Annotated in this window: 21 protein-coding genes and 1 pseudogene; 10 read left to right on the top strand and 12 right to left on the bottom strand. The window is 67.9% G+C overall.

The window, feature by feature from the left end:
* The first annotated feature begins 121 nt into the window (after positions 1-121).
* Positions 122-766, top strand: a complete 645-nt coding sequence (locus ACAG25_RS21645) for a TetR/AcrR family transcriptional regulator (RefSeq protein ID WP_370490536.1) — start codon at positions 122-124, stop codon at positions 764-766.
* Positions 767-773: 7 nt separating this feature from the next.
* Here ACAG25_RS21645 and ACAG25_RS21650 read toward each other — a convergent pair whose 3' ends face one another.
* From ACAG25_RS21650 to ACAG25_RS21685, 8 genes are all read right to left on the bottom strand, one after another.
* The gene (locus ACAG25_RS21650) at positions 774-1,652 is read right to left on the bottom strand and encodes a mycofactocin-coupled SDR family oxidoreductase (RefSeq protein WP_370490537.1); all 879 of its coding nucleotides are present in this window, start codon (positions 1,650-1,652) and stop codon (positions 774-776) included.
* Positions 1,653-1,677: 25 nt separating this feature from the next.
* A complete protein-coding gene (locus ACAG25_RS21655) occupies positions 1,678-2,955 on the bottom strand; it encodes a cytochrome P450 (RefSeq protein ID WP_370490538.1) in 1,278 nt (425 codons plus the stop codon).
* On the bottom strand, positions 2,952-4,181 hold the full coding sequence (locus ACAG25_RS21660; RefSeq protein WP_370490539.1) for a cytochrome P450: 1,230 nt from the start codon (positions 4,179-4,181) through the stop codon (positions 2,952-2,954). The genes ACAG25_RS21655 and ACAG25_RS21660 overlap by 4 nt, the downstream gene beginning before the upstream one ends.
* A gap of 24 nt (positions 4,182-4,205) precedes the next feature.
* Positions 4,206-5,690 (bottom strand): aldehyde dehydrogenase family protein, encoded by a 1,485-nt coding sequence (locus ACAG25_RS21665; protein ID WP_370490540.1) that lies wholly within the window; start codon positions 5,688-5,690, stop codon positions 4,206-4,208.
* Positions 5,683-6,831, bottom strand: coding sequence for a spirocyclase AveC family protein (locus ACAG25_RS21670; protein WP_370490541.1), 1,149 nt, complete (start codon positions 6,829-6,831; stop codon positions 5,683-5,685). The genes ACAG25_RS21665 and ACAG25_RS21670 overlap by 8 nt, the downstream gene beginning before the upstream one ends.
* Positions 6,828-7,949: an ABC transporter substrate-binding protein gene (locus ACAG25_RS21675; protein WP_370490542.1), complete on the bottom strand. Its 1,122-nt coding sequence runs from the start codon at positions 7,947-7,949 to the stop codon at positions 6,828-6,830. The genes ACAG25_RS21670 and ACAG25_RS21675 overlap by 4 nt, the downstream gene beginning before the upstream one ends.
* Positions 7,950-8,035: 86 nt before the next feature.
* Positions 8,036-8,884 carry a CbbQ/NirQ/NorQ/GpvN family protein gene (locus ACAG25_RS21680; protein WP_370490543.1) on the bottom strand — a complete coding sequence of 283 codons (849 nt, stop codon included), beginning with the start codon at positions 8,882-8,884 and terminating at the stop codon, positions 8,036-8,038.
* Between the two features lie 151 nt (positions 8,885-9,035).
* Positions 9,036-10,724 (bottom strand): nitric oxide reductase activation protein NorD, encoded by a 1,689-nt coding sequence (locus tag ACAG25_RS21685; RefSeq protein WP_370490544.1) that lies wholly within the window; start codon positions 10,722-10,724, stop codon positions 9,036-9,038.
* 129 nt (positions 10,725-10,853) lie between these two features.
* On the opposite strand from ACAG25_RS21685, the pseudogene ACAG25_RS21690 reads away from it, so the two are divergent.
* Positions 10,854-11,832, top strand: a pseudogene (locus tag ACAG25_RS21690) (SDR family NAD(P)-dependent oxidoreductase).
* A gap of 73 nt (positions 11,833-11,905) precedes the next feature.
* Positions 11,906-13,246 (top strand): TetR/AcrR family transcriptional regulator, encoded by a 1,341-nt coding sequence (locus tag ACAG25_RS21695; protein WP_370490545.1) that lies wholly within the window; start codon positions 11,906-11,908, stop codon positions 13,244-13,246.
* Here ACAG25_RS21695 and ACAG25_RS21700 read toward each other — a convergent pair.
* Positions 13,238-14,140: an SDR family oxidoreductase gene (locus tag ACAG25_RS21700; RefSeq protein WP_370490546.1), complete on the bottom strand. Its 903-nt coding sequence runs from the start codon at positions 14,138-14,140 to the stop codon at positions 13,238-13,240. The two genes, ACAG25_RS21695 and ACAG25_RS21700, sit on opposite strands and share 9 nt — an antisense overlap.
* A 35-nt stretch (positions 14,141-14,175) precedes the next feature.
* Positions 14,176-15,258, bottom strand: coding sequence for a dihydrodipicolinate reductase (locus tag ACAG25_RS21705; protein WP_370490547.1), 1,083 nt, complete (start codon positions 15,256-15,258; stop codon positions 14,176-14,178).
* Positions 15,259-15,672: 414 nt separating this feature from the next.
* On the opposite strand from ACAG25_RS21705, the gene ACAG25_RS21710 reads away from it, so the two are divergent.
* The 7 genes from ACAG25_RS21710 to ACAG25_RS21740 are packed head-to-tail and all read left to right on the top strand — an operon-like array spanning position 15,673 to position 23,307.
* Positions 15,673-16,860 carry an MCE family protein gene (locus ACAG25_RS21710; RefSeq protein WP_370490548.1) on the top strand — a complete coding sequence of 396 codons (1,188 nt, stop codon included), beginning with the start codon at positions 15,673-15,675 and terminating at the stop codon, positions 16,858-16,860.
* Positions 16,857-17,882 (top strand): MCE family protein, encoded by a 1,026-nt coding sequence (locus tag ACAG25_RS21715; RefSeq protein ID WP_370490549.1) that lies wholly within the window; start codon positions 16,857-16,859, stop codon positions 17,880-17,882. Before ACAG25_RS21710 ends, ACAG25_RS21715 begins: the two co-directional genes overlap by 4 nt.
* The gene (locus tag ACAG25_RS21720; protein ID WP_370490550.1) at positions 17,882-18,967 is read left to right on the top strand and encodes an MCE family protein; all 1,086 of its coding nucleotides are present in this window, start codon (positions 17,882-17,884) and stop codon (positions 18,965-18,967) included. Before ACAG25_RS21715 ends, ACAG25_RS21720 begins: the two co-directional genes overlap by 1 nt.
* Entirely contained in the window at positions 18,964-20,235 is a 1,272-nt protein-coding gene (locus tag ACAG25_RS21725; RefSeq protein WP_370490551.1) for an MCE family protein, read from the top strand. Before ACAG25_RS21720 ends, ACAG25_RS21725 begins: the two co-directional genes overlap by 4 nt.
* A complete protein-coding gene (locus ACAG25_RS21730; protein WP_370490552.1) occupies positions 20,232-21,377 on the top strand; it encodes an MCE family protein in 1,146 nt (381 codons plus the stop codon). The genes ACAG25_RS21725 and ACAG25_RS21730 overlap by 4 nt, the downstream gene beginning before the upstream one ends.
* Positions 21,377-22,819, top strand: coding sequence for an MCE family protein (locus tag ACAG25_RS21735; RefSeq protein ID WP_370490553.1), 1,443 nt, complete (start codon positions 21,377-21,379; stop codon positions 22,817-22,819). The genes ACAG25_RS21730 and ACAG25_RS21735 overlap by 1 nt, the downstream gene beginning before the upstream one ends.
* Positions 22,801-23,307 carry a hypothetical protein gene (locus tag ACAG25_RS21740; protein ID WP_370490554.1) on the top strand — a complete coding sequence of 169 codons (507 nt, stop codon included), beginning with the start codon at positions 22,801-22,803 and terminating at the stop codon, positions 23,305-23,307. The genes ACAG25_RS21735 and ACAG25_RS21740 overlap by 19 nt, the downstream gene beginning before the upstream one ends.
* On the opposite strand, the gene ACAG25_RS21745 is transcribed toward ACAG25_RS21740, so the two are convergent.
* Positions 23,308-23,613 (bottom strand): DUF2469 domain-containing protein, encoded by a 306-nt coding sequence (locus tag ACAG25_RS21745; RefSeq protein ID WP_370490555.1) that lies wholly within the window; start codon positions 23,611-23,613, stop codon positions 23,308-23,310.
* Complete coding sequence (locus tag ACAG25_RS21750; protein WP_370490556.1) at positions 23,610-24,392, bottom strand: ribonuclease HII; 783 nt, start codon at positions 24,390-24,392, stop codon at positions 23,610-23,612. Before ACAG25_RS21750 ends, ACAG25_RS21745 begins: the two co-directional genes overlap by 4 nt.
* Positions 24,393-24,396: the final 4 nt, after the last annotated feature.

Consider the following 24,396-nt stretch of genomic DNA (forward strand, 5'->3'; position numbering starts at 1 on the left):
GGACCGCCAACCCGAGCAGCGACCCGATCATGATGAGAGCACCCATACCTGCCCCTTTCCGACTGTTAATAGTGGACACTATTACCAAGGGGTGGTCAAGACCCGACTAGGCTGAAAACCGGTGTCTCAACGAAATTCGTCCGACAAGCGCAACAGCGTCCGCCGCGCTCCCGGGGAGGCGCGTCGCCTGCTGCTCGACGCGGCCCGGGAACGCTTCGCCCGCAAGGACTATCGCGCGACCCCCACCCGAGAGATCGCCGAGGCGGCCGGCGTCAGCGAGTACCTATTGTTCCGGCACTTCGGGTCCAAGGCCGGCCTGTTCCGCGAAGCGCTCGTCACCCCGTTCACCACCTTCCTCGACGAATTCCTGATGACGTGGCGATCCGTGGTGCCCGAGGAGACCGACGAGGAGGAGCTGACGCGGCAGTTCGTGGGCCGCCTCTACGACGTCCTCGTCGACCACCAGGGCCTGGTGCGCACCCTCGTCGCCGCCGACGGGTGGGAGGACGACGACCTCGAAGCCGCGGGCATCGCCGACATCCGGCGCGCGCTGGGGATGCTCGGCGAGATCAGCGCCGAGGGAATGCGTCTGCGCGGCAAGCAGTCCCGTCAGCCGGACATGCCCGCACAGTCGACCGTAGCGATGATCGTCGGCATGGTGGCGCTGCGGTCGACGTTCTTCGGCGCCAGTCCCCCGCCGCGCGAGGCCATCGTCGACGAACTCGTCCAGGCGGTCCTGCACGGCTTCCTGCACCGCCCTGGTTGAGCGGCGCCTATCCCCCGGGCCCGTTCGGCCACTTCAGCAACGAGCCCGCATCCACGCGGATCTGCTGACCCGTGATGTAGCGGCTGTCGTCGCTGGCCAGGAACACCCCGAGCTTGGCCATGTCCTCGGGTTCGATGTACGGGATGGGCATGGCCTGGAAGATCGAGAACACCGGCTCGGCGTCCTCGCGGGTCGGCGTTTTGCCCTCCATCTTCAGGTCGGGACGGAACACGCCGTACATGCCCTCGTTCTGCAGGAGGTGGGTGTTGCAGTTCGTGGGGTGGATCGCGTTGACCCGGATCATCCGCGGCGCCAGGTGCAGGCTCATCTCTTCGACGTACTCGATGACCACCCGCTTGCTCCAGCCGTAGCCGGCGCCGCCTGGACCCATGTCGGGACTGGTGGTGGTGCCGCGGATCATGCCGGCCGTGGAACCGGTGACGATGATCGACGCCCCGTCGGGCAGGTGCGGAATCGCCACGGCCACCGTGTTCATCACCCCCAGCAGATCCACGTCGGTCGCATCGACGAAGCCCATCGGGTCGGGGTCGCCCATAGCCATCGGCAGGATGCCCGCGTTGGCGACGACGATGTCGAGCCGGCCCAGATCCGCCACCCCGGCCTCGACGGCTTCACGCAGTTCGTGGCGCTCGCGCACGTCGGCCACCCGGGCCACCACCCGGCGGCCGATCTCCTTGATGCTGCGCTCGGTTTCGGCGAGGTCGTCGGGCGTGGCCAACGGGTAGGGGTTGCTCGGGATGTCCCGGCAGATGTCGACGGCGATGATGTCGGCACCCTCGCGGGCCATGGCGACCGCGTGCGCCCGCCCCTGTCCGCGCGCGGCGCCGGTGATGAAGGCGACCTTGCCCTCGAGTTTTCCCGTCATGTGTGCTCCTCGGGGTGGGTTCGCGCTAGGGCGCGGGTTTGAATTCGATGTGCAGTTCGGCCAGCCCGCGCATGATGAACGTCGGCTCGTAGCTGTAGCGGCGGGCCTCGATCGGACCGTGGTGGGCTTCGGAGATCGTCACATCCGACATCCGGTCCAGGATGCGGTTCAGTGAGATTCGGCCCTCGGCGCGCGCCAGGGGTGCTCCGGGACAGGAGTGCACCCCGCGGATGAAGGCGATCTGTTCGCGGACGTTGGGTCGGTCGGGCTGGAACTCGTCGGGCTCGGGGAACTTCCGCGCGTCGCGGTTGCACGCTCCCGGCAGCACCATCACGGTGGTGCCTGCAGGCACCTCGACGTCGCCGATCGCGGTGGTGCGTCGGGCCATCCGGAAGTGCGACTTGACCGGGCTCTCCATCCGCAGCGTCTCCTCCAGGAACGACGGGATCTTGCCGCGGTCATCGCGCAGCATGGTCTCGAACCCGGGGTTGTCGCCCATGAACCGCACCGCCGAACTCACCAGCTTGGTGGTCGTCTCGGTGCCTGCGGCGAACAGGAACGTCGACAGGTTCATCACGTCTTCGATGTCGGGCGTGGAACCGTCCTCGTATTTCGCCTGCGCCAGCTCGGTCAGGACGTCCTCGCGCGGGGTGCGCCGGCGGTCCTCGATGTAGGCGTGGAACTTGTCGTTGAGCCACTGCAGGGGGTTGTGTGTGGTCGGCGCCTCCTTGCCCAGTTCGCCGACCGTCTCCAGCGCGAACGCCGCTTTGAACTCCTCGTGGTCCTCGGCCGGCACCCCGAGCAGATCGGCGATCACCAACAGCGAGAACGGTTTTGCGTAGTCGGCCAGGAACTCGGCGTGGCCGCGGTCGACGAATGTGTCGAGCTGCTGGTCGGCCAGGCGCCACATGAAGTCCTCGTTCTCCTTGAGGCGCTTCGGGGTGATCAGCTTGTTCATCAGGCCGCGCGTGCGCGTGTGCAGCGGCGGATCCTGGGAGGTGATGTGCTCCGACATCGGCACCGCGGCCCGGTGTTGCTCGATCAGGTCCGACACGTCGTCGGACTCACCGGGGCCGAACGGCATTCCGGAGAACGGTCCGGCCACCGAGTTACACGAGGAGAAGTCCGGGTTCTTGTAGACCGACAGCGCCTCCTCGTAGCCGGTGACGACCATGACGTTGAACGGGGTCGCCTGCGTCACCGGGCATTTGGACCGCAGGTGATCGAAGTACGGATACGGGTCGGGCACCAGCGACTCGTCGGTGAAGTAGTCGATGGTGTCGAACGCGGCTTGCTCGGTCACGCAGGGCTCCTGGCGGGGTCGAAGAGGACGGGCAGCGATGTCGGTGAGCGGAAGACCTGCCCGCGGATGTGCGGGTCGCCACCGTCGGGGTCCAGGCGCAGGTTCGGCAGCCGGTCCAGCAGCAGGTTCACCGCGGTGCGCATCTCCAGGCGGGCCAGGTGCATTCCCAGACACACGTGCACGCCGTGCCCCCACCCGAGGTTGGACTTCGGGGTACGGAAGATGTCGAACCGGTCCGGGTCGGCGTAGCGGTCGTCCTGACGGTTGGCGGCGCCGAGCATCGGCATGACCGTGGCGCCGGCCGGGATCGCCACCCCGCCCAGCTCGGTGTCGCGGGTCGCGACGCGCGTGATCGTCAGCAGCGGCGATTCCCAGCGCACGGCCTCTTCGATCGCCTGTGGGATCAGGGACCGGTCGGCGCGGACCGCCTCGAGCTGGGCAGGGTCCGACAGCAACGCGAACAGCAGACTGCCCAGCGAGCGGTAGGTCGTCTCGACCCCGGCGGGCAGCAGCAGCCGCAGGAACGAGTAGATCTCCTCGTCTTCGAGCTTGTTGCCGTCGATCTCGGCCGCTGCCAGCGCGCTGATCAGATCCTCGCGTGGTTCTTCGCGCCGCGCGGCCAGGATCGGCGCGAAGTAGTCACACAGCGCCGCCGACGCTGCGAGTCCGCGTTCGGGGTTCATCAGCCAGCTCAGCAGCGAGATCGACCAGCGCTGGAACTGCGGATAATCCTCCTCGGGCAGACCGAGCAGCCCCGCGATGATCTGGCTGGGATAGTCGAAGGTGAAATCCTTGACCAGATCGGCTTTTCCGTGCGGTGCGAACCGGTCGATCAGGGTGTTGGCGACGCGGCCCACCAGTTCGTTCTCCCAGCGCGCCAGGGCTTTCTGGGTGAACGCCTTCTGCACCAGCGCCCGCAGCCGCCCGTGCACGGGTTCGTCCATACCGAGCATCACCCGCTCGCCGAGTACGGGGCCGAACGCGGCGATGACGCTCGACGACGAGAAGGTCTCGTTGTCACGCAGCATCTGCTGGATGTCCTCGTGGCGGTAGACGATGAACATCGGAAGGGACTTCTCGTGCGGCAGTGCCCCGGAGGTCTCCAGCCGCTGCACGGGTTCCTCACGGCGCAGGCGCGCCAACTCCGTGTACGGGTCGCGGACGTCCCCGGAGATGGCGTCGTCGAAAGAGCCGAAATCCTCGAGATCATCGAATAACTGGGACAAAGCTTCCTCCTCGGCCGAGACGTTCTACTGCGCCGGGTAGGCGACGGACTTGACTTCGGTGTACTGACTGAAGCCCACGACGCCGTTCTGTCGACCGACACCGCTTTCCTTGTAGCCACCGAACGGCGTGTCGGCGCCGTATCCGGCGGTGCCGTTGAGGCCGATGAATCCGGCGCGCAGTCGCCGGGCCACGGCCAGCGACCGCTCCAGCGAGCCGGACGCCACGTTGCCGGCCAGGCCGTACACGCTGTCGTTGGCGATGCGCACCGCGTCGTCCTCGTCCTCGTAGGCGATGACGGCCAGGACGGGACCGAAGATCTCCTCCTGGGCGATGGTCATCGAGTTGTCGACGTCGGTGAACAACGTGGGATTCACCCAGAAACCCTTGTCGAACTGCGGCGGCGCCTCGGTGCTACCGACCAGCAGCGTCGCGCCCTCGTCGACACCCTGCCGGATGTAGCCGAGGATGCGGGACTGCTGCCGCGCGGAGATCACCGGTCCGCACAGGGTGCCGGGATCCTGGGGGTCGCCGGCGGCGATGTTCTCGTAGATGCCCTGCAGGATCGCCACCCCCTCGTCATAGCGCGACCGGGGCAACAACATTCGGGTCGGCGCCGCACAGCCCTGTCCGGCGTGCATGAGCGGCCCGATCCCCATTAAACATGCGGAGTTGAACGCTGTGTCATCCAAGTCGTCGAGCACGATGGTCGCCGATTTCCCGCCGAGTTCGAGGAAGAGGCGCTTCATGGTGGCCGCGCCCTTCTCCATGATCCGTTTACCGACCGCCGTCGAGCCGGTGAACGAGATCATGTCGACCTTCGGCGAGATCGTCAGTTCCTCACCGACCAGGTGATCGGAGGCGGTCACCACGTTGACGACACCGGCCGGGATGTCGGTGTGTTCGGCGATGAGCCGTCCCAGCCGGGTCGCGTTGAACGGGGTGTCCGGTGCTGGTTTGAGGACGACGGTGTTGCCGGCGGCGAGCGCCTGTCCGAGCTTGTTGATGCTGACCTCGAACGGGAAGTTCCACGGGACGATGGCGCCGACCACACCCACGGGTTCGTGCCACACCTTGCGGGTGGTGTTCACCCCTGTCACCGACACCATGGCGTCACCGAGGTCGGTCTCCCATTCGAAGCTGTCGATCAGCCGCGCCGGGTAGCGCAACCCGTCTTCCAGCGGGGCGTCCAACTGCGGCCCGTGGGTCACCGTGCGCGGCGCACCGACCTCCCGGATCAGTTCCTCACGCAAGTCCTCTTTTTCGGCCTCGATGGCGTCGTGCAGTTGCAGCAGGCAGCGCTTGCGCAGTTCGCGGTCGGTCGACCAGCCGGTGTCGTCGAACGCGCGCCGCGCGGCGTCGATGGCGCGCCTCATGTCGGCCGGCGAGGCATCGGTGACCTCGCCGAGCACCTCCTCGGTCGCAGGGTTGATGTTGGCGAAGCTTCCGGCCTGACCGTCGACGAGTTTGCCGTCGATCAGCATCCGCGATTCGAACGCGTGCTCAGTCATCGGCGTCCCCGGGTGCGCACTTGCCCTCGCCGGGTGGTGGGGGCACGACGTCGGGCCGCCCGTCGGGCAGCCCGCTCTGCCAGGTCGCCCACTTGCCCACCGAGAACGGCCCCACGGCCCCCTCCTTCTCGAAATACCCCTGGGGGTCATAGACTTTGGCTTCGGGGTAGGGCCACGGGCAGGCGACGGCGGTGGCCAGTCCGCTGGCCTTGATCGCGGCGAACCACGAGCCGTAGGCGAAGTACGCGACGTTGATGATGATGAACATGACCACGAACGTGCCCAGCACCGGCTTCTTCGGGAACAGCCGGGCCCGGGCGGCGAGCTTCTCGGCGACCGATTTCCCGGTGTCGTCGCGGTAACACAGCACCGCGGCCGGCACCATCACGAAGGTCACCGCGAGCGACTCCCAGATCAGTGGGAACTGGAAAGTGGTGCCCGGGAACAAGGTTCCGAACGGGATGGCCTGGGAGTAGATGTACAGTCCGGTCCGCACCAGACTGACCTCGAGGATGGCGTCGAAGATGAAACCGATCACCAGGGTGATCGAGCCCAGGCTGATCAGCGGGTGCCGTGACACGAACGCCGTGGGGCCGTGCTTGGCCTGCAGCTTGCGCAGCAGCCAGATGGCCGGGAAGAACGGGGCGAAGTAGAACGCGACGTAACCGAACACGATGAACGGTTCGACCGTCGGGGACAGCATGATCAGCGGCCAGTTCTCCGGCCAGTGGATCAGCTCGGGGTTGTACACCGCGAACGGCGCCCAGTTCATGATCGGGTCCTGCCACACGATCAGCGTCGTGCACAGGAACATCAACATGATCGGGCTGCCGGGGTCGCGCCGCCATCCGCGGACGAAGATCACCACGAGGACCACGAGCAGGATGACGGTGCCGATCTGGTGCACCCACAGCCAGCCGTCCCAGCCGAACAGGAACTCCACGGGCCGGGGCCTGCCCTCGACGTTCGGGTTGGCCACGCGCGGGTCGAGATCGGTGCGGGCGAAGGCGGCGAACAGGCTGAAGAACGCCAGCAGGGCGAACGCGGAGATCCACCGCCCCCAGTTGACGCCTCTGCGTCCCGGCGCCTTGTCCGGCGCCGTGCTCGGTCGCGCGGTGCGCGGGGCCTCCTCGGTGGTCATATGGCTTCCTCTCCGAAGCGGTCGACCAGGTGGGAGTTGACGCCGTCGGCGTCGAGGGTCCGCGCCACCAGATACCCGGCGCCCATCCACGCACGCCGCGTCCACTTGCCGAAGGACACCCGGGTTCCCGGCGCGCCGGAGGCCGCGGGCATCATCTTGACGCGCTCGAGTGCCTCTTTGACCCCGCGCGGACTCAGCGGGTGTGCATCGCTGAACGCCCGCACGAGGGTGGCGGCCACGTCGTGGTTGACCACCGAGACGCAGTATTCGGGACGGCTGCCCGCGTAGCGCTGGGCGTACCGGTCGAGCCAGGCCTGTCCGACCTTGTTGCCCTCGTCGTACTGGTCGACGCCGATCCAGCCGAGGAACGCGTTCCACATGACCGGGTTGACCCATGCGTTCTGGAAGGCCGTGGTGGTGAAGCGCGGCGGATCCCAGTCGACGGCTTCCAGCGCCGGGTTGATGAACACCACACCGAATCCGAATCCGAGGTGCACGATGGCTTCGGCCTTGGCCTCGTGCAGGGCGCGTACCGCGCCGTTGATGTCCTGGGCGGTCTGGGCGACGGCAGCCTCGGCGACGATGCGGATTCCCTTGCGAGCCGCAGCACTTCGCAGGTTCCGCAGATAGCTCTCACCGATCAGACTGCGCTCCATCAGCACCCCGATCTCGGTGAGACCACGCTTGGCGATCAGGTCGATCAAGAAGATCGGCTCGTCGGTCATCGAGCCCTGCGGGAACGCGAACGTCCACTCCCCCAACCAGTCGTCGGTGCCGGTGACGCTGATGGCCGGCACCTTGAACCGTTCCTCGATCGCTTCCCGCAGCGGCACGCAGTTGTCGGTGATGTTGGGGCCGAAGACCACCAGTGCGCCTTCGTCGACCAGTTCGCCGTAGGCGTCGATGACCGCTTTGACCGAGCCTTTCGGCAGGCCCTCGACTTCGCGGTAGATCATCTGCACCGGTCGGTCCATCACGCCGTCGGCCACCGCTTCCTCGAAGACGAGATCGAAGGTCTGGGTGAACGAAGCCCGCAGCTCCTCGGGGAACCCCGGGGGGAGCGTGAAGTCCATCAGATAACCGACCTTGATGGGTTCTGCGGTGCTTTCGTAGGACATCCGACCTCCAACATGCGCCCGCGGCATCGTCGCGGCACGCAGCGACCTAATATTTGTTCAGACACTAAACGCGGCAGCCCGCAGCGTCAATCACCGGCCGACGGTCCCCCGAGGTACATGTCGATCAGTTCATGCAGGCCACGGCTGACTGCGACGTCGTCGGTGAGCGGACCGGCGATGGCGACCCGAGCCGCGACCGCCACGGGCAGCCCCTCGGCGATCAGGCGCGCCGCCGCGATCAGCACCCGCGTCGAAGCGACCTCGCGCAGCCCGCCGGTCTCCAGGCGGCGGATCGCCTGGCCGAACCGCACCAGCTCCGCGGCGGTCTCGGTGTCCACCCCTGCCTCGTGGGCAATGATGTGTTCTTCGACTTCCGGTGCCGGGAAACCGAATTCGATGGCCACCATGCGCTGGCGCGTGGAGTCCTTGAGGTCTTTGAGCACGCTCTGGTACCCCGGGTTGTACGACACCACCAGACCGAAACCCGGGGCCGCGTCGAGCGTGATACCTAGGCGTTCGATGGGCAACTGCCGTCGGTAGTCGGCCAGGGGATGCAACACCACCGTCGTGTCCTGACGGGCTTCGACGACCTCGTCGAGATAGCAGATCGCGCCCTCCCGGACTGCGCGGGTCAATGGACCGTCGACCCAGACCGTCTCGTCTCCCCGCAGCAGGTACCGGCCGACCAGATCGGCCGTGGTGAGGTCGTCGTGGCACGCGACGGTGATCAACGGACGTCCGAGGTCGTGCGCCATGGCCTCGACGAATCGGGTCTTGCCGCACCCGGTGGGGCCCTTCAGGACGATCGACAGACCCTGCCGGTACGCGGCCTTGAAGACCGTCTCCTCGTTGCCCACCGGGGTGTAGTACGGACGCTGACCGGCGGCCGGCGAAGCTGTCCCGTTCTTCTGCGCGATCCCGGATTCGATCGTCATCCCCACACCCTTCCCTGCGCACGACGGCGTGCGCTTTCGGAGCCTAACGCGGAACAGATGTTTGTTTCAAGAGCGTTCGAGAATTGGATCCGGACCGATGACTAGGACCCAACGGCATTCTGCCGGTTGACTTCCCGCCGATTGACGTCCGTCACGAGACCCGGCGGCGAACCTCGGCAGACCGCACGGCCGAGCGGAACATGGGACCGATGACCCCTGCCAGTTGGTCCGGTGAGGAGATCGTCGCGTGTGCCGCGCTACCGAACACCCGGCGCAGTGCCTCGACCTCCGTACTGGCCCCGATCGTCAGGCAGACGCACCCGGTCCCCCGGCGGCGGGCTTCGGTCAGGGCGCGGCGCGCGTCGGCGGCCCCGTAGGCGCGCTCGTAGCCGTGGTCGTAGGCCAGCCCGTCGCTGATCACCACCAGTAGTCGCCGCGAGGTCCCGCCGCGACTCTCCAGCACGGACGAGCCGTGCCTGATGGCCGCACCCAGCCGGGAGTAGGCACCCGGTTCGAGGCTGTTCAACCGCCGGATGATCTGGGCGTCGAGGTGTTCGTCGAACCGCTTGACCGGCACCATGCTCACCGCCGACCGGCCCTGTGAGTAGTACGCATACAGCGACACCCGGTCACCGAGGTCGTGCAGGGCCGTCATCAGATGGGCGACCGCGGTGCGTTGCTGCTGATGCACCGTACGGCCGACCGTTCCCGGTTCGGCGGTCGATCCCGACACGTCGAGCAGAAGCAGCACCGACAAGTCGCGCCGCCGACGCAGACTGTCCAGGTACACGGCCTCGTCGGGCACCACCCCCGCGCGGATCTCGACACGCGCCTCCAGCGCCGCATCGATGTCGATGTCGTCGCCCTGGGTTTGCCGGGGCCGGCGCTGCAGCCCCACGCCCAGGCGCGCCAACGGTCGCCGCACGCTGATCGCGTCCTCGATCTGCTGGGTGGCGTTGGCCGCGATCTCGGGATCGACCTCGCGGACGGTGCACCAATCCGGTCGGTAGGTGCGCTTCTCGGCGTTCCACTCCGGGTACCTCAGGCCCTCGGTCTTGACGTCGACGATGTCCTCGGACGCGACCGCCGCCAGTGACGACACCGCGTGCAGACCACGGGTGGTCGAACTCGTGCGGTGCGTAGGGGAATCCGCCCCCGGCGGCCCGCTGCCGCTACCACCGGTCTTGCGTGCCGAAGACAGCAGCTTCTTGAGCCACTTGCCCAGCGCCCCACCGCCTCCCACCGGGCTGGAGAACAGGTCGGGGTCATCGGAATCGTCGACGTCGTCCTCGTCGAGTTCTTCGAGATCCCGGCTTACGTCGCGCCGCGGCACGTGGGCGACGGCTTCCCGGTCGGTCTGCTTGGCGGCGGCCGCGTGGACCGCGAGGACCTTCTTCGGTAGCAACGTCCCGAAATTCGGCGGAGGGTCACCCACGGATCTGTCCGACTTCGCGATCGTCAGCGAGTCCTGCGCCGACTCACTGAGGCGACCGAGTCGCCGGTCGGCACTCCCCGCCAGCGCCGCGGGAAGCAGGGCTTCGTTGACCAGCAGGGCCCGTCGCCCCTCGACGGCGAGGTAGCGCTGCGCCCACCGCCGGTGACGCACCAACGGGCCCAGGATCTCCGGGGTCAGGCTGCCCGCCGCGATCAGCGACGCCTGCACCGCCACGGCTTCGGTCCTGGCCCGCGGCGACGCGGACGGGTCGACGAACACCGTCTGGCCATCGGTCCAGGCCGGCTTTCCCGGATCGGCGGCATCCACAGCCACCGCCCGTCCGGCCAGTGCCGACGCCAGCAGCGCCAGCCCGGGAAACCGGTCGGCGACCTCACCAGTGGACACCTCTGGCACCTCCACCCGCGGTCCGTTGACCAAATATCTGTTCCACCGTAGAGTCCGGCTTGCCGCCAGTCAACGAACCACAGAGCTTGCAGGGCGGGGAATCCGCCGCCGATGACGAACAGGACCAAGATGATCGACTTCACCGGTCAGGTGGCCGTCGTCACCGGCGCGGGTCGTGGACTGGGCAGGCTCTACGCGTTGGATCTGGCGCGCCGCGGCGCGGCGGTGGTGGTCAACGATGTCGGCTCCACCATGGGTGGCGACGGCGAGGACGCTGCGGTGGCCGACGGGGTGGTCGAGGAGATCCTGCGCGCAGGCGGGCGTGCGGTGGCATCACACGATTCCGTCGACACCGCCGAGGGCGGTCGGGCGATCGTCGAAACGGCCGTCGACACCTTCGGCCGCCTCGATGCCGTGATCAGCAATGCGGGCATCTTCAACAGCATCCCGTTCGAGCACATCGACTCCGAGGACTGGCGGCGCATGCTGCGCGTGCATCTCGACGGGGGGCTTCTACCTGAGTCAACCCGCCTACCGGGTGATGATGGCCCAGGGGTACGGCAGGATCGTGTTCATCTCGTCGTCGGCCGGCAACTTCGGGCAGCCGTTCGAGGCACACTACGCGGCGGCCAAGACCGGGCTGGTCGGCCTGTCGAACGTCATCGCGATCGAAGGTGCGGCGCACGGGATCACCTCGAACACCGTTCTGCCGACCGGGTTCTCCCGCATGGTCAGCGAGACGGTGGGCGACGAGAAGTTCCTCACCGAGTCCGGCTTCATGCGCGCGATCCGTCCCGAACTCGTCGTTCCCCTCGTCACCTTCCTGGCGAGCAGAGACTGCACGTTCACCCACCACAACTACTCCGCGTGCGCCGGTCGCTACGCCCGGGTCTTCACCGGACTGGGTCACGGATGGCTGGCCGAGGACGACACCGCGCCCACCGCCGAGGACATCGAGGCACACCTGAGCCAGATCTCGTCGACCGAGAACTTCACCGTGCCGGAATCGATCGTGGACGAGGTGTTGCAGTTGTGCGAGCGACGGGGCATCAACGCGATGCCCGACAACGCCGACGTCGCTTTCCCTGCGGCCGGAGATCGGACGTGACCGCATCCGGTGACCGTGCCGGTAGGATCGGTCACCGGCCCGTGACGGCACTGACCCAGAAGGAGCGTTGACGATGGCAGCGGATGCCGCGGGACGCAACGCCAAACGCGCCGCACGCACAGTCAAGACCGTGCGGCGCTCCTCCAGACTCGCGGCCGTCGCCGACCCCCCGTCGGCCGACCTGAGTCGTCGGGCCGAGATCCTCAAGACCGCCAACACCGTCATCGCGTCCACCGGACTGCGCAGCTCGCTTCAGCAGATCGCCGATGCCGCAGGTATTCTCGCCGGCAGCCTGTATCACCATTTCGAGTCCAAAGAGGCCATCCTCGTCGAACTGATCCGGCTGTATCACGCCGACCTCGACCGCATCGGCGACGAGGCGCTGCAGCGACTCGACGCACCGGACCCCGAACCGGTCGCCGACCAGATCACCGCGCTGGCGTGTGCGATCGCCCGATGCGCCGTCGAGCATCGGGCGGCGCTGCAGATGTCGTTCTACGAGGGGCCCAGCAACGATCCCGAGCTGGTCGAGCTGACCTCGCGGCAGCCCACCAAGATCCAGGCGGCGATGCTGCAGGCGTTGCGCGCGGGTCGCTGGAGCGGCGAGATCCGCGCCGACGTCGACCTCCCCACGCTGGCAGACCGGTTGTGCCAGAGCGCATTGCACGTCGGTCTGGACGTGATCCGACACAAGGCGCGCACCGACGATCTGGCCCGGCTGAAGTGCCGGGTCGCGCTGCAGGGTCTGGCCACCACCGCGCCGTCCGACGCCGACCTCGACGGTTCGGCCGCTTTCACCGCCGCGCAGTCGGTCATCGCCAGCTGGGACGAGGACGGCGACGACGTCGACCTGAAGGTCGCCCACCTGCGCGCCGTGGCCCGTTCGGAGTTCGGCCGGCGCGGTTACGAGATGACCACCATCCGCGACATCGCGTCGGCCGCGGGACTGGGCACCGGCACGGTGTACCGGATCATCGGCTCCAAGGACGAGTTGCTGATGTCGATCATGCTCGAGTTCGGCCGCAAGGTCGGCGGCGGCTGGCCGGCGATCGTGCGGACCGACTCCACGGCGGTGGAGAAACTGGATGCCCTGAGCTGGCTGAACATCAACGCGCTCGACCAGTTCCCGGACGAGTTCCGGATCCAGCTGGCGTGGTTGCGCCATTCACCGCCGGACTCGGCCAATCCGGCCTGGTCCTTTGCCACCCGCATCCGTCAGATGAAAACGCTGCTGTCCGAAGGCATCAAGGCCGGCGACATCTCCATCGCCAGTCCGACAGCCGACATGTTGGCGCGCTGCATCATCGGCGAGCAGTGGATCCCCGAGAACATCCTGCAGCAGGTCGGCGCCCGCAACGCCCTGATCCTGGCGCGCGACACGATCTTACGAGGCGTGGCGGTGCGCTCAGGCTGACAAGTGGTCGCGCGCCGACGCGGTCCTCAGCGCGCCGAACCTCGGGATCCCCATCATCACCCGGATCATGTGATGCAGCACCGACGGTGGCAGCATCCGACTGGCCAGCATCAGCATCCGCGCGTCCGGCCCGACCGCCCGCCGGTCGAAGGGCTTGCGCGACTGCAGCGCGAGAGTCAGTCCCGCCGCGAACGTCTGCGGTGAGCGCGCGGCATACCGCATGGCCGCGCGGCCCCGGCGATCCATCGTGCGGTGGTGGCGGGCATAAGGACCGTCGAGGTCCCGGCAGTCGGTGGTGCCGGCGTCGGTGATGATCTCGGTGTCATAGGTTCCGGTGACCAGGACGCTCACGCCGATACCGAACGACGCGACCTCGCCGGCCATCGATTCACCCCACCGCTCCAACGCCCCCTTGACCGCCGAATACGGTGCGGTGGCCGGCATTCCGCGTACCCCGCCCTGACTCGAGACCAGCACGATCCGGCCCCGGCCGGCGGCACGCATCGACGGCAGCAGTTCCCTGGTCAGCGCGACCGGCCCGAACAGGTTGGTCGCGAACATCCGCTCCCACAACGAGACCGGGGTCTCTTCGACCATCCCTGCCGCCGAGATGCCGGCGTTGTGCACCAGAGCGTACGGTGCACCGACGGCGTTCTGGATCTCGTGGGCGGCCGTGGTGATCGAACCCGCGTCGGTCAGGTCCAACTGCACCCCGATCAACCGGCGATCCCCCTCCCCCGCGCCGGTGACCTCGCGCAGTCGCGCCAGACCCTCGTCCACCGAGCGCATGGCCGCCACGACGGTCCACCCTGCGCGGTACAGGTGCGCTGCTGAGGCCAGCCCCAGCCCGCGGGAGGCTCCGGTGATCACCACTGATCGCGGTTGGTCGGACATTCGTTCCCTTCCGGGTCTCGATTCGTGCTGCGGTATCAGGTGAAGGCGTAGCGAGGCAGGGTGTTCGGCAGGTCCAGGGAGCTGAGCAGCCCGGGGGGTGCGGCGACGACGAACGGGATGGCGTTGACCACGCGCATCGCGGTGGCGGTCATGGCGGCCCGCCCGGCGCCGTGGCCCTCGGCATCCCCGAGGGTCATCCAGCAGTGCACGTCGGGTTCGCCGTCGATGTCCACCCGGTAGGTGGCGTCACAGTCCGAGGCCGGCCAGTCCGGTGCGACGTCGCGCGCCATCCGGATGATGTGCTCGACGACGATGGCTTCCCGGCCGTCGACCACCCCTGCGGCCCGTGTGCGCACCGCGCCGCAGGTGCCCGCCGGGACGGTCCCGAAAGCCACCGTCAGGTCCCGGTCGGTGATCCGGCGGTCCAGGCTGCCGCGCACCTCCGCAACCTCCACTCCGAGCGCCTCGGCCATCAACTCGATCGGCGCCCGCCAGGCCATCTCGATGAAGCCGGGAGTGGCAAGCAACGGCTGGAAGTCCAACGGCCGCGCGAAGCCCATCGCATCGGTCATCACGTCGGCCACCGGGTAGTGGTCGTTCAGGGCGACCTCGGTGACCGTCACCGCGGTGATGGTCTTCGACACTGTGGTCAACAGCAGTGCCAGCTGATCGGATCCGAAGCCGGGAAAGATGCCGGAGGCGTACAACGACGCGCCCCCGGATTGCGCGGCGGCCGAGAGCTGTTCGCGCATCTCCGGAGAATAGAAGGACGGTGGATGGACCAGCGTGGTCGAGGAGGTGGTGACCACGTTGATGCCGGCGTCCAGCAGGCGCACATAGTCGGGCACCGCGGCGGCGTCACGCTCAGGTCCGCTGGCGGTGTACACCACGCAGTCCGGCCGCAGTGCGATCAGCGCGTCGGCGTCCGACGTGGCGGTGATACCGAGCGGTTCGCGGCCGCACAGCGTGCCGGCATCCTGACCGACCTTGTCGGGCGAGTGCACCCACACCCCGACCAGTTCGAGATCGGGCCGGCGGGCGATGGCGTCGATCGCGTGGCTTCCGACACCGCCGGTCGCCCACACCACCGTGCGCAGCGGAGTCTGCGTATCAGCCACGTCCACCTTCTTTTTCGTCTCTTCACGTTCGATCCGCCGGCACGGACCGACCGCTGACAACCTAACCTAATTTTTGTTTCGCTATCCGGCTTTCCGGTCTTGACCGTGTCGGCACGCGACTGTTAGCTTTCCGGAGCAAACGTTAGGTTCTACCTCGCGCATGATCCGAGGATTCGTGATGACGCACCCGAGCACGGCCGGCACCACCGGCACCGCCGGCGTCGACGCATCGTCTCGTCTGTGCAGCCTCACCGGCATCCCGCCGCCGCGCTGACCTGAATTCAACGATCACGTTTCTTCGACTGTGCCGTCGACTGTTCGGCGCCTCTCCACGGCCCCGCTGGGCCCTTCCTTCCCAAAAACGGGAGACTCGTTGACTGCAGGGACACCGCCCACGCACTTCGTGGTGCGCGCATGAGAGCGTCGTTGCTGCGGCCGCTGGTCGGTCTCGTCTCGCTGGCGGCGGCGGTCGGGGTCACCGGAATCGCAGCAGCCCTGTTCCAGGATGAATTCTCCGATTCCATTGCGCTCACCGTGATCTCACCGCGGGCGGGGCTGGTCATGAACCCCGATGCGAAGGTGCAACTTCACGGTGTCGCGATCGGCAAGGTCGAGTCGATCGATCATCTCGACAACGGCATGGCGGCGCTGCATCTGGCCATCGAGCCGTCCCGGCAGGACATCGTTTCCGAAGATGTCCGGGTCGACATCGCCTCGACGACAGTATTCGGGGCCAAGGTCGTCCGGCTGGTGCCGCCGCCGAACGCCTCGGCCGCCCCGATCCGGGCGGGTCAGGTCCTCCCCGCTGATCGGGTCATGCTCGAGGTCAACACGTTGTTCGAGCAGCTGGTGTCCGTGCTCTCGACGATCGAACCCGAGAAGCTCAACCAGACCCTCGGCGCCATCGCCGACGCCATGCGCGGGCGGGGCGAGATGGTCGGCCGGAGCCTGTCGGACCTCAACTCCGCTCTGGCACGGATCAACCCGAGCCTCGAGGCGCTGCGTCAGGACCTGCGGGCGGCGCCGACGGTGTTCTCCGCCTACGCCGACGCTGCACCCGATCTGCTGTCGCTCGTCGCCGATGCGACCCGGATCGGCGCCACGCTCGTCGACACCGGAACAGATCTGGATGCCCTGCTGGTCAGCGCTGTCGGCCTCGGTGATCTCGGCACCCGGGTCCTCGACGACAATGTGAGTCCGCTGGCCGAGGTGCTGCGACTGCTGGCGCCGGTCACCGAGACGGTCGCCGATTACCATCCCGCACTGACCTGTGGGCTCGGCTCGTTGACCGTGATGGCGAACAACCCGCCACTGGACGTCCCCGGAGTCGAGGTGCTCGCCGGCTTCTTCTGGGGCCAAGACCGCTACCGCTACCCCGCCGATCTGCCGAAGGTGGCCGCCTCCGGTGGCCCGCAATGCACGGATCTGCCGAAGATCCCCTACGGCAAGGCCCCACCGTTCGTCATCGCCGATACCGGCGCCAACCCGTGGAAGTACGGCAACCGCGGCCCGATCGTGAACTCCGACCTGCTCAAGCAGATCATGTTCGGACCGATCGACGGTCCTCCACGCAACAGCGCGCAGATCGGACAGCCCGGATGATCGGTTCCCGGCGGGTGCCGGTCAAGTTCGCCGTCTTCGTCATGACGATGTCGGTGCTGACCGCATGTCTGTTCGCGGTGTTCGGACAGTACCGATCCGGTCCGACACACTCGTATTCTGCTGTCTTCACCGATGTTTCGAACCTCCGCGCAGGCGAGTCGGTCCGATTCGCCGGGGTGCGGATCGGTGCGGTCCAAGACCTGGTCATGCAGCCCGACAGGACGGTGGTGGTGACCTTCGACGCCGATCGGCGGGTGGCGTTGACCGTCGGCACGCGGGCGATCGTGCGCTACCTGAACCTGGTCGGCGACCGGTTCCTCGAGCTGGTCGACGACACCGGCTCCACGGAGATCCTGCCGGCCGGCGCCCAGATCCCCGCCGAACGTACCGCCCCGGCGCTGGACCTCGACCTGCTGCTCGGCGGACTCGAACCCGTCCTGAAGGGACTCGACGCCGACGCGGTGAACGCACTGAGCGCCTCTCTCATCCAGATCGTGCAGGGCCAGGGCGGCACCCTGGAATCGTTGCTGGCACGGACGTCGTCGTTCTCGCAGGCATTGGCCGACAAGAACCAGACCATCGAAGACCTGATCGAGAACCTGCAGAGCACGCTGTCGACCCTGGCCGGTCAGCGCGATCAGTTCTCCACCGCGGTGCAGCGACTGCAGCAGTTGGTGTCCGAGCTGGCGGTCGAGCGCGAACCGATCGGCTCGGCGATCGACGCGCTCGCCGACGGCACCGCCGCCCTGACCGACCTGCTCGTCGAGACCAGGACACCGCTGGCCGAATCCGTCGACGAGTTGCACCGGCTGGCACCCAACATCGAGAGCAAGCTCGACCGGGTCGAAACGGCCATCGCCAAAGCACCGGAGAACTTCCGGAAACTCGTGCGTATCGGCGCCTACGGCAGTTTCGTCAACTACTACATCTGCTCGCTGGGCGTGCGCGTCACCGACCTGGAGGGGCGCACCGCCTCGTTCCCGGTGTTCCGCCAGGACAACGGAAGGTGTGCAGAGAACTGATGCTCAGATACCGGCGCACCGGCATCGCCCGCTCGGGGTTCATCGGGACGGCGCTCATCGTGCTGGTGATCGCCGTCGGCCTCGCGCCGGAACGGATCACCGCGTGGGCCACCTCGATCCGGTACCAGGCGGTGTTCACCGATCTGAGCGGGCTGGCCGTCGGCAATAACGTGACGATGTCGGGCATGACGGTCGGCAGCGTGACGGCCGTGGCACTGCAGGATCCGCACGCGCTGGTCACCTTCACCGTGGACAGCGCCACCCCGCCGATGGCACAGACCACCGCGCACATCCGCACCGGAACGCTGCTGGGACAACGTGTCCTGGCCCTCGAATCGTCAGGTGAGACCATTCTGTCCCCGATGTCGGTGATCCCGGTCAACCGCACCTCCTCGCCCTACGCACTGACCGAGGCGCTCGACGACCTGACCACCAACACCACGGGCACCGACACCGACCGCCTCAACACCGCGCTGAACACGTTGTCGGACACCATCGATCAGATCGCGCCGCAACTCGGTCCCACATTCGACGGGTTGGCCCGCGTCTCCGAAGCCCTCAACGCCCGCAACTCCGCGCTGAGCGCTCTTTTCGCCGGCGGCCGTGACGTCACCGACGTCCTCGCCCGCCGCAGCGAGGACGTGGCGGCGTTGATTCTCAACGCCAACGACCTGGTCGGCATGCTGGCAGACCGTCGGCAGACGATCGCCGAACTGCTCGCCCACACCTCGTCGATGGCGCGCGAGGTGACCGGACTGGTGCACGACAACCAGGCCGAACTCGCGCCCACGCTGGACCGGCTCAACACGGTGCTGGCCATGCTGGAGCGCCAGCGCGACAACATCGCCCTGGCGTTGCCCCGCCTGGCGAAGTATCAGGTCACCCTCGGCGAGACCGTGGCCAGCGGTCCGTACTACTCGGCGTACATCCCCAACCTCGATCTGCCCCCGATCCTGCAGCCGTTCCTGGATTACGCGTTCGGCTTCCGGCGCGGTGTCGACGCCGGCCAACCGCCCGACAATGCCGGCCCGCGTGCCGAATTGCCGTTCCCCCGCAACGGCATTCCGGAACGGCCGCCGCGATGAGAAGGTCGGCGGCGGCGGCCGCGGTCATGCTGAGCATCCTGCTCGTCGCATCGGTCAGCTATGTGGTGGCGGCGCGCCTGTTCCCGCCCACGACGCTGACGGCGATCTTCGCCAACGCCAACGGGATCTACCCTGGCGACGACGTCCGCATCGCGGGCGTGCGGGTCGGCACGATCACCTCCATCGAACCCGACGGACCCGACGCGGTGTTCCGGTTGGAGATCGACCACGGGGTGCGGGTCTCCCCCGACGCGAACGCGGTGATCGTGGCGCCGAACCTGGTGTCGGCGCGCTTCGTCGGACTCACCCCCGCCGGCGGGCGGGACGACTCTGCCCTGCCCGCTCCCGCCGTGATCCCGCGCGAACGGACCGCGGTACCGGTGGAATGGGACGAGGTCAAGGAGCAACTCGACCGCCTCGCCTCCGACCTCGGACCGGTCGAACAGAACCCGACCGGATCGGTCGGCCGGTTCATCGCCAGTGCCGCCGACGCGATGGACGGCAACGGCGAGAAACTCCGCAACACCTTGCGGCAGTTGGCCGGAATCAGCCGAGTACTGGCCGACGGCAGTGGAGACATCAGCGCGATCATCACCAACCTCGGCCGATTCGTCGCTGTGCTACGCGACACCAACGAACAGATCGTGGCGTTCCAGAACCGCCTCGCGACGCTGAGCAGCGTCCTCGACGGCAGCCGAAGCGACCTCGACGCCGCGCTGGTCCACCTCGCCGAGGCGGTCGGCGAGGTGCGTCGCTTCGTCGCAGAGACCCGGGACCGCACCGGCGAGCAGGTCACCCGACTGGCCGCCGTGACTCAGAACCTCGTGGACCACCGCGCCGACCTCGAACAGGTGCTGCACGTCGCCCCGTCGGCAATGGCCAACGCCTACAACATGATGGACCCCCGCACGGGCGGCGCCAGCGGTGTCTTCGTGCTCAACAACATGGCCGACCCCACCGCGTTCTTCTGCGGGATGCTCGGCGCACTCGGCAACGTGACCGCTGCCGAGACCGGCAAGCTGTGCGCCCAGTATCTGGGACCGGGACTGGACACCGTGAACTTCAACTATCTGCCGTTCCCCGTCAACCCGCTGCTGACCCCGGTGCCCTCGGACAGCAAGCTGATCTACAGCGAACCCCACCTGCGGCCCGGCGGTCCCGGCACCACATCGGAGGCAACCGATGTCGCCGCACGCGACTCGGCGTATCAGCGCCCCACCCCCGCACTGCCCGACCTGCTGCTACCGGCCGAGGGGGCCACACCGTGATCGGCCGCGTCTTCACGCTCGGACTGGTCCTCGCAGTCGGCGCCACCGCCTGCACATTCCAGGGGGTGAACTCGCTACCGCTGCCCGGCACCGTCGGAGCCGGAGACCAGGCCTACCGCTACACCATCGAGCTGGCCAATGTCGGTACGCTGGAACCGAATTCACCGGTGATGATCGACGATGTGGTGGTCGGCAGCATCAGCACCATCGGGGTCGTCGACCGCCACGCCGAGGTCGGCATCCGGGTGCGGCCCGGCGTCGAGATCCCCGGCAACGCCGTCGCCACCGTCGGACAGACCAGCCTGCTCGGCTCCATGCACCTCGAACTCGCACCGCCCGCCGGCGAGCCACCCGTCGGGGTGCTGACCCCCGGAACCACGATCGCCGCGGACCGCTCCGCGACGTACCCGTCGACCGAACAGACCCTCTCCGCACTGTCGACAGTGGTCAACGGTGGCGGTCTCGGGCAACTAGGCGATGTGATCGTCGCATTCAACGACATGTTCACCGGCCGGGAGAGCGACATCCGCGACCTGCTGACGCGGCTGAACGATTTCGTCGCGGTGCTGCACGACCAGACCGACGACGTCCTCGCCACCCTCACCGAGTTGAACCGGTTCTCGGCGACGCTCGTCGACCAGGAGGACGTCGTCACCGCGGCACTGCAGACGATCCCGGCGGCGTTGGACACGCTGCTGCGGACCCGGCCCCACTTCGTCGACGCACTCGCTGCGCTGCGCCGGTTCAGCGACGCCGCCGTCACCGTGATCGACACCGTGCAGACCGATGCGGTGCGCAACCTGCGCAGCCTGGAACCGGTGTTTCGGGCCCTGGCCGACATCGGACCCGACATCGGTACCGGGCTCGGCTACGCACTGACCTTCCCGCTCAACCAGAACATCATCGACCGCGGGGTGCGCGGCGACTACATGAACCTGTTCGTCACCGTCGACCTGACGCTGAGCCGATTCAAACGCGGCCTACTGGCCGGCACCTCCTTCGGCGACGAGAACGCACCACTGGTGCCCGCACCGGGCGACCCCGGCTACGACTCCTTCTACTCCAAGAACGCGCGCGGTGAGGCGGTCGCACCGCCACCCGGGGTGAGGGGACCCGACCGCCTCCCCGAGGGCGGTCGCTGATGCTCACCCGCGGTGTCCGAATCCAGTTGACGCTCTTTGCGATCGCGTCGCTGGTGGGTGTCACGGCGATGGTGGTGCAGTACATCGGTGTGCCGACGCTGCTCGGTCTCGGACGGATCGAGGTGACGCTGCAACTGCCCGAGGCCGGCGGCCTGTACCGGTTTGCCAACGTCACCTACCGCGGCGTGCAGATCGGCGAGGTGACCGCGATGGACGTCGACCGCGACGGGGCCGTCGCCACGTTGTCGCTGGCCACCTCACCGCGGGTGCCGGCCGATCTGCACGCCGAGGTGCGCAGCGTCTCCGCGGTCGGCGAACAGTACGTCGACCTGCAACCGCACAGTCGCTCAGGGCCTTACCTCGCCGACGGCGCCGTCATCCCGGTCTCGGCGGTCACGGTGCCGCAGCGCGTGGCGCCCATGATCGAGCGGGTCAGCGCGCTGATCACGAGCATCCCGAAGAACGAACTCGACACGCTGCTCGACGAGTCGTTCCTCGCGTTTCACGGCGCCGGCTACGACCTGCAGACGCTGGCAGAATCGACGTCGCGGGTCGCCGCGGACACCGCGGCCACGGCCGAGCGCACCGCCCGGCTCGTCGAGGACACCGCGCCGGTCCTCGACGGCCAGATCCGCAGCGCCGACGCGTTGGCCACCTGGTCGTCCCGGTTGGCCGCGGTCAGTGCCCAGCTGGTCGTCCGCGACCCCGAGATCCGCACCGTCCTCCACACGGGAACACCTGCCGCACAAGAGGTCACACGACTACTCGAGGTGGTCCGACCCACACTGCCGGTGCTGCTGGCGAACCTCACGTCGCTCGGACAGGTCGCGCTGACCTACCGGCCGGGACTCGAACAGCTACTGGTGCTCCTGCCGCCTGCGTCGGCGTTCTACCAGTCCGCGGTCGGCTCCAACAACGCGACCGGCATCCCGGTCGGCGACTTCCGGATCTCCGTGGACGACCCGCCCGCCTGCACCGTCGGATTCCTGCCGCCCTCGGCGTGGCGCTCACCCGCCGACACCTCGACCATCGACACCCCGGACGGGTTGTACTGCAAGCTGCCGCAGGACTCTCCGATCGCGGTACGCGGCGTCCGCAACCTGCCGTGCATGGACGTCCCCGGCAAGCGGGCCCCGACCGTCGCATTGTGCAACAGCGACAGACCTTTTCAACCGCTGGCGGCCCGTCAGCACGCGCTGGGACCCTACCCGTTCGACCCGAATCTGGTCGGCCAGGGCGTGGCGCCCGACGGGCGCGTCACCCGCGACGAACGGATCTTCGCGCCACGGGAGGGCACCCCGCCACCCCCGCCGCTGGGGGTGGCCACCTACGACCCGCAAACCGGTCGCGTCGCCACCGCCGACGGCACCGCCCCCCAACAGACCGACCTGGTCGCTCCCGCCGAGGACTGGAAGGACCTGGTGTGGCCCGCCGCGCCCTGACCACCGCGTTGTGGTGCCCGGTCGTCGCCGCCGCCGCGGGTTTGGTGGGCGCCGTGCCCGCGCCGGCGTCCCCGGACGTTGCCCTCAACGGCACGTTCACCGCGCGCTCGGACGGGCTGTGGGCCAAGACCAACGAGATCATGGTCTACCGCGAGGATGTCGTGGCGACGTGGACGGTGACCTCGTCGTGCACCACGTTCCAGGACTGCACCGGAACCGTGGTCAGCGATCAGGGGTGGACCGCGGAACTGGTCTACCAGAGCCAGCGGTGGCGCACCACGCACGTCGTGGCGGGGTGGCAGAGGTGTCCCGACGGCAGCACCGCGCCCGGCGAGCAGACCTTCACGTTCTGGGCGGGGCGGCTGGACGCCCCCGATCGGCACGACCGGCTGCGCGGGTGGGATCAGACCATCGGGCCCAGCGGCGCGTGTGGGGTGAACCGGTCGCTCAACATCCGGATGCCGTTCGAGCTGACGCGCGTGGGCTGACTACTCCGGCAGGCGCAGCTCGGGCTTCTCGACCTCTTCGATGTTGACGTCTTTGAACGTGATCACGCGCACCTGTTTGACGAAACGCGCCGGCCGGTACATGTCCCACACCCACGCATCGCCGAGCCGGAGCTCGAAATAGACTTCGCCGTCGGCGTTACGGGGCAGCAGTTCGACGCTGTTGGCCAGGTAGAAGCGGCGCTCGGTCTCCACGACGTAGCTGAACTGCCCGACGATGTCCTTGTACTCACGGTAGAGCGAGAGCTCCATCTCGGTTTCGTACTTCTCGAGATCCTCGGCACTCATCGGCTCAGCTGTCCTTCATGTAGATCGGAGTCCATCGGGCCCAACGGGCCCATCCTCCCGCACGTGAGATCGGCATGCCCCCCGGGTTCCCATTCCGGGGCGGTCGATGCACCTGCATCCGCGTCGCAGGTCACCAACCGCCGCACGTTGATGAACGAATACCGATGCTGCCGGGACGGACCCAGCGCCGCCAGCGCCGCGCTGTGGGCACGGGTGCTGTAGCCCTTGTGGTCGGCGAAGCCGTACCCGGGATGTTCGTCCTCCATCGCGACCATCAGTCGGTCCCGGCTGACCTTGGCCAGCACGCTGGCCGCGGCGATACAGGCGGCCGCGGCGTCTCCCCCGACCACCGGCAGCGACGGCATCGGCAACCCGGGCACCCGGAACCCGTCGGAGAGCACATACCCGGGCCGCACCGACAGGCCCGCGACCGCGCGTCGCATCCCCTCGATGTTGGCCACGTGCACCCCGCGCCGGTCCACCTCGACCGACGGGATGAACACCACGTGATAGGCCAGGGCGTAGCGCCGGATCAGCGGGAACAACCGTTCACGTTCGGCTTCGCCGAGCTTCTTCGAGTCATCGAGCGCCGACAGGCTCTCCAGGCGGTTGGGGCCCAACACGCACGCCGCCACCACCAGCGGCCCGGCGCACGCCCCGCGCCCGACCTCGTCGACCCCGGCCACCGGTCCGAGGCCCGCCCGGTAGAGCGCCGACTCCAGGGTGCGCAAGCCGGACGATTTGCGGATCACCGCACGCGGTGGCCACGCAGCACGCAAGTCC

Origin of the sequence: Mycobacterium sp. pV006 (assembly GCF_041287115.1) — a bacterium.
Taxonomy (GTDB): Bacteria; Actinomycetota; Actinomycetes; order Mycobacteriales; family Mycobacteriaceae; genus Mycobacterium.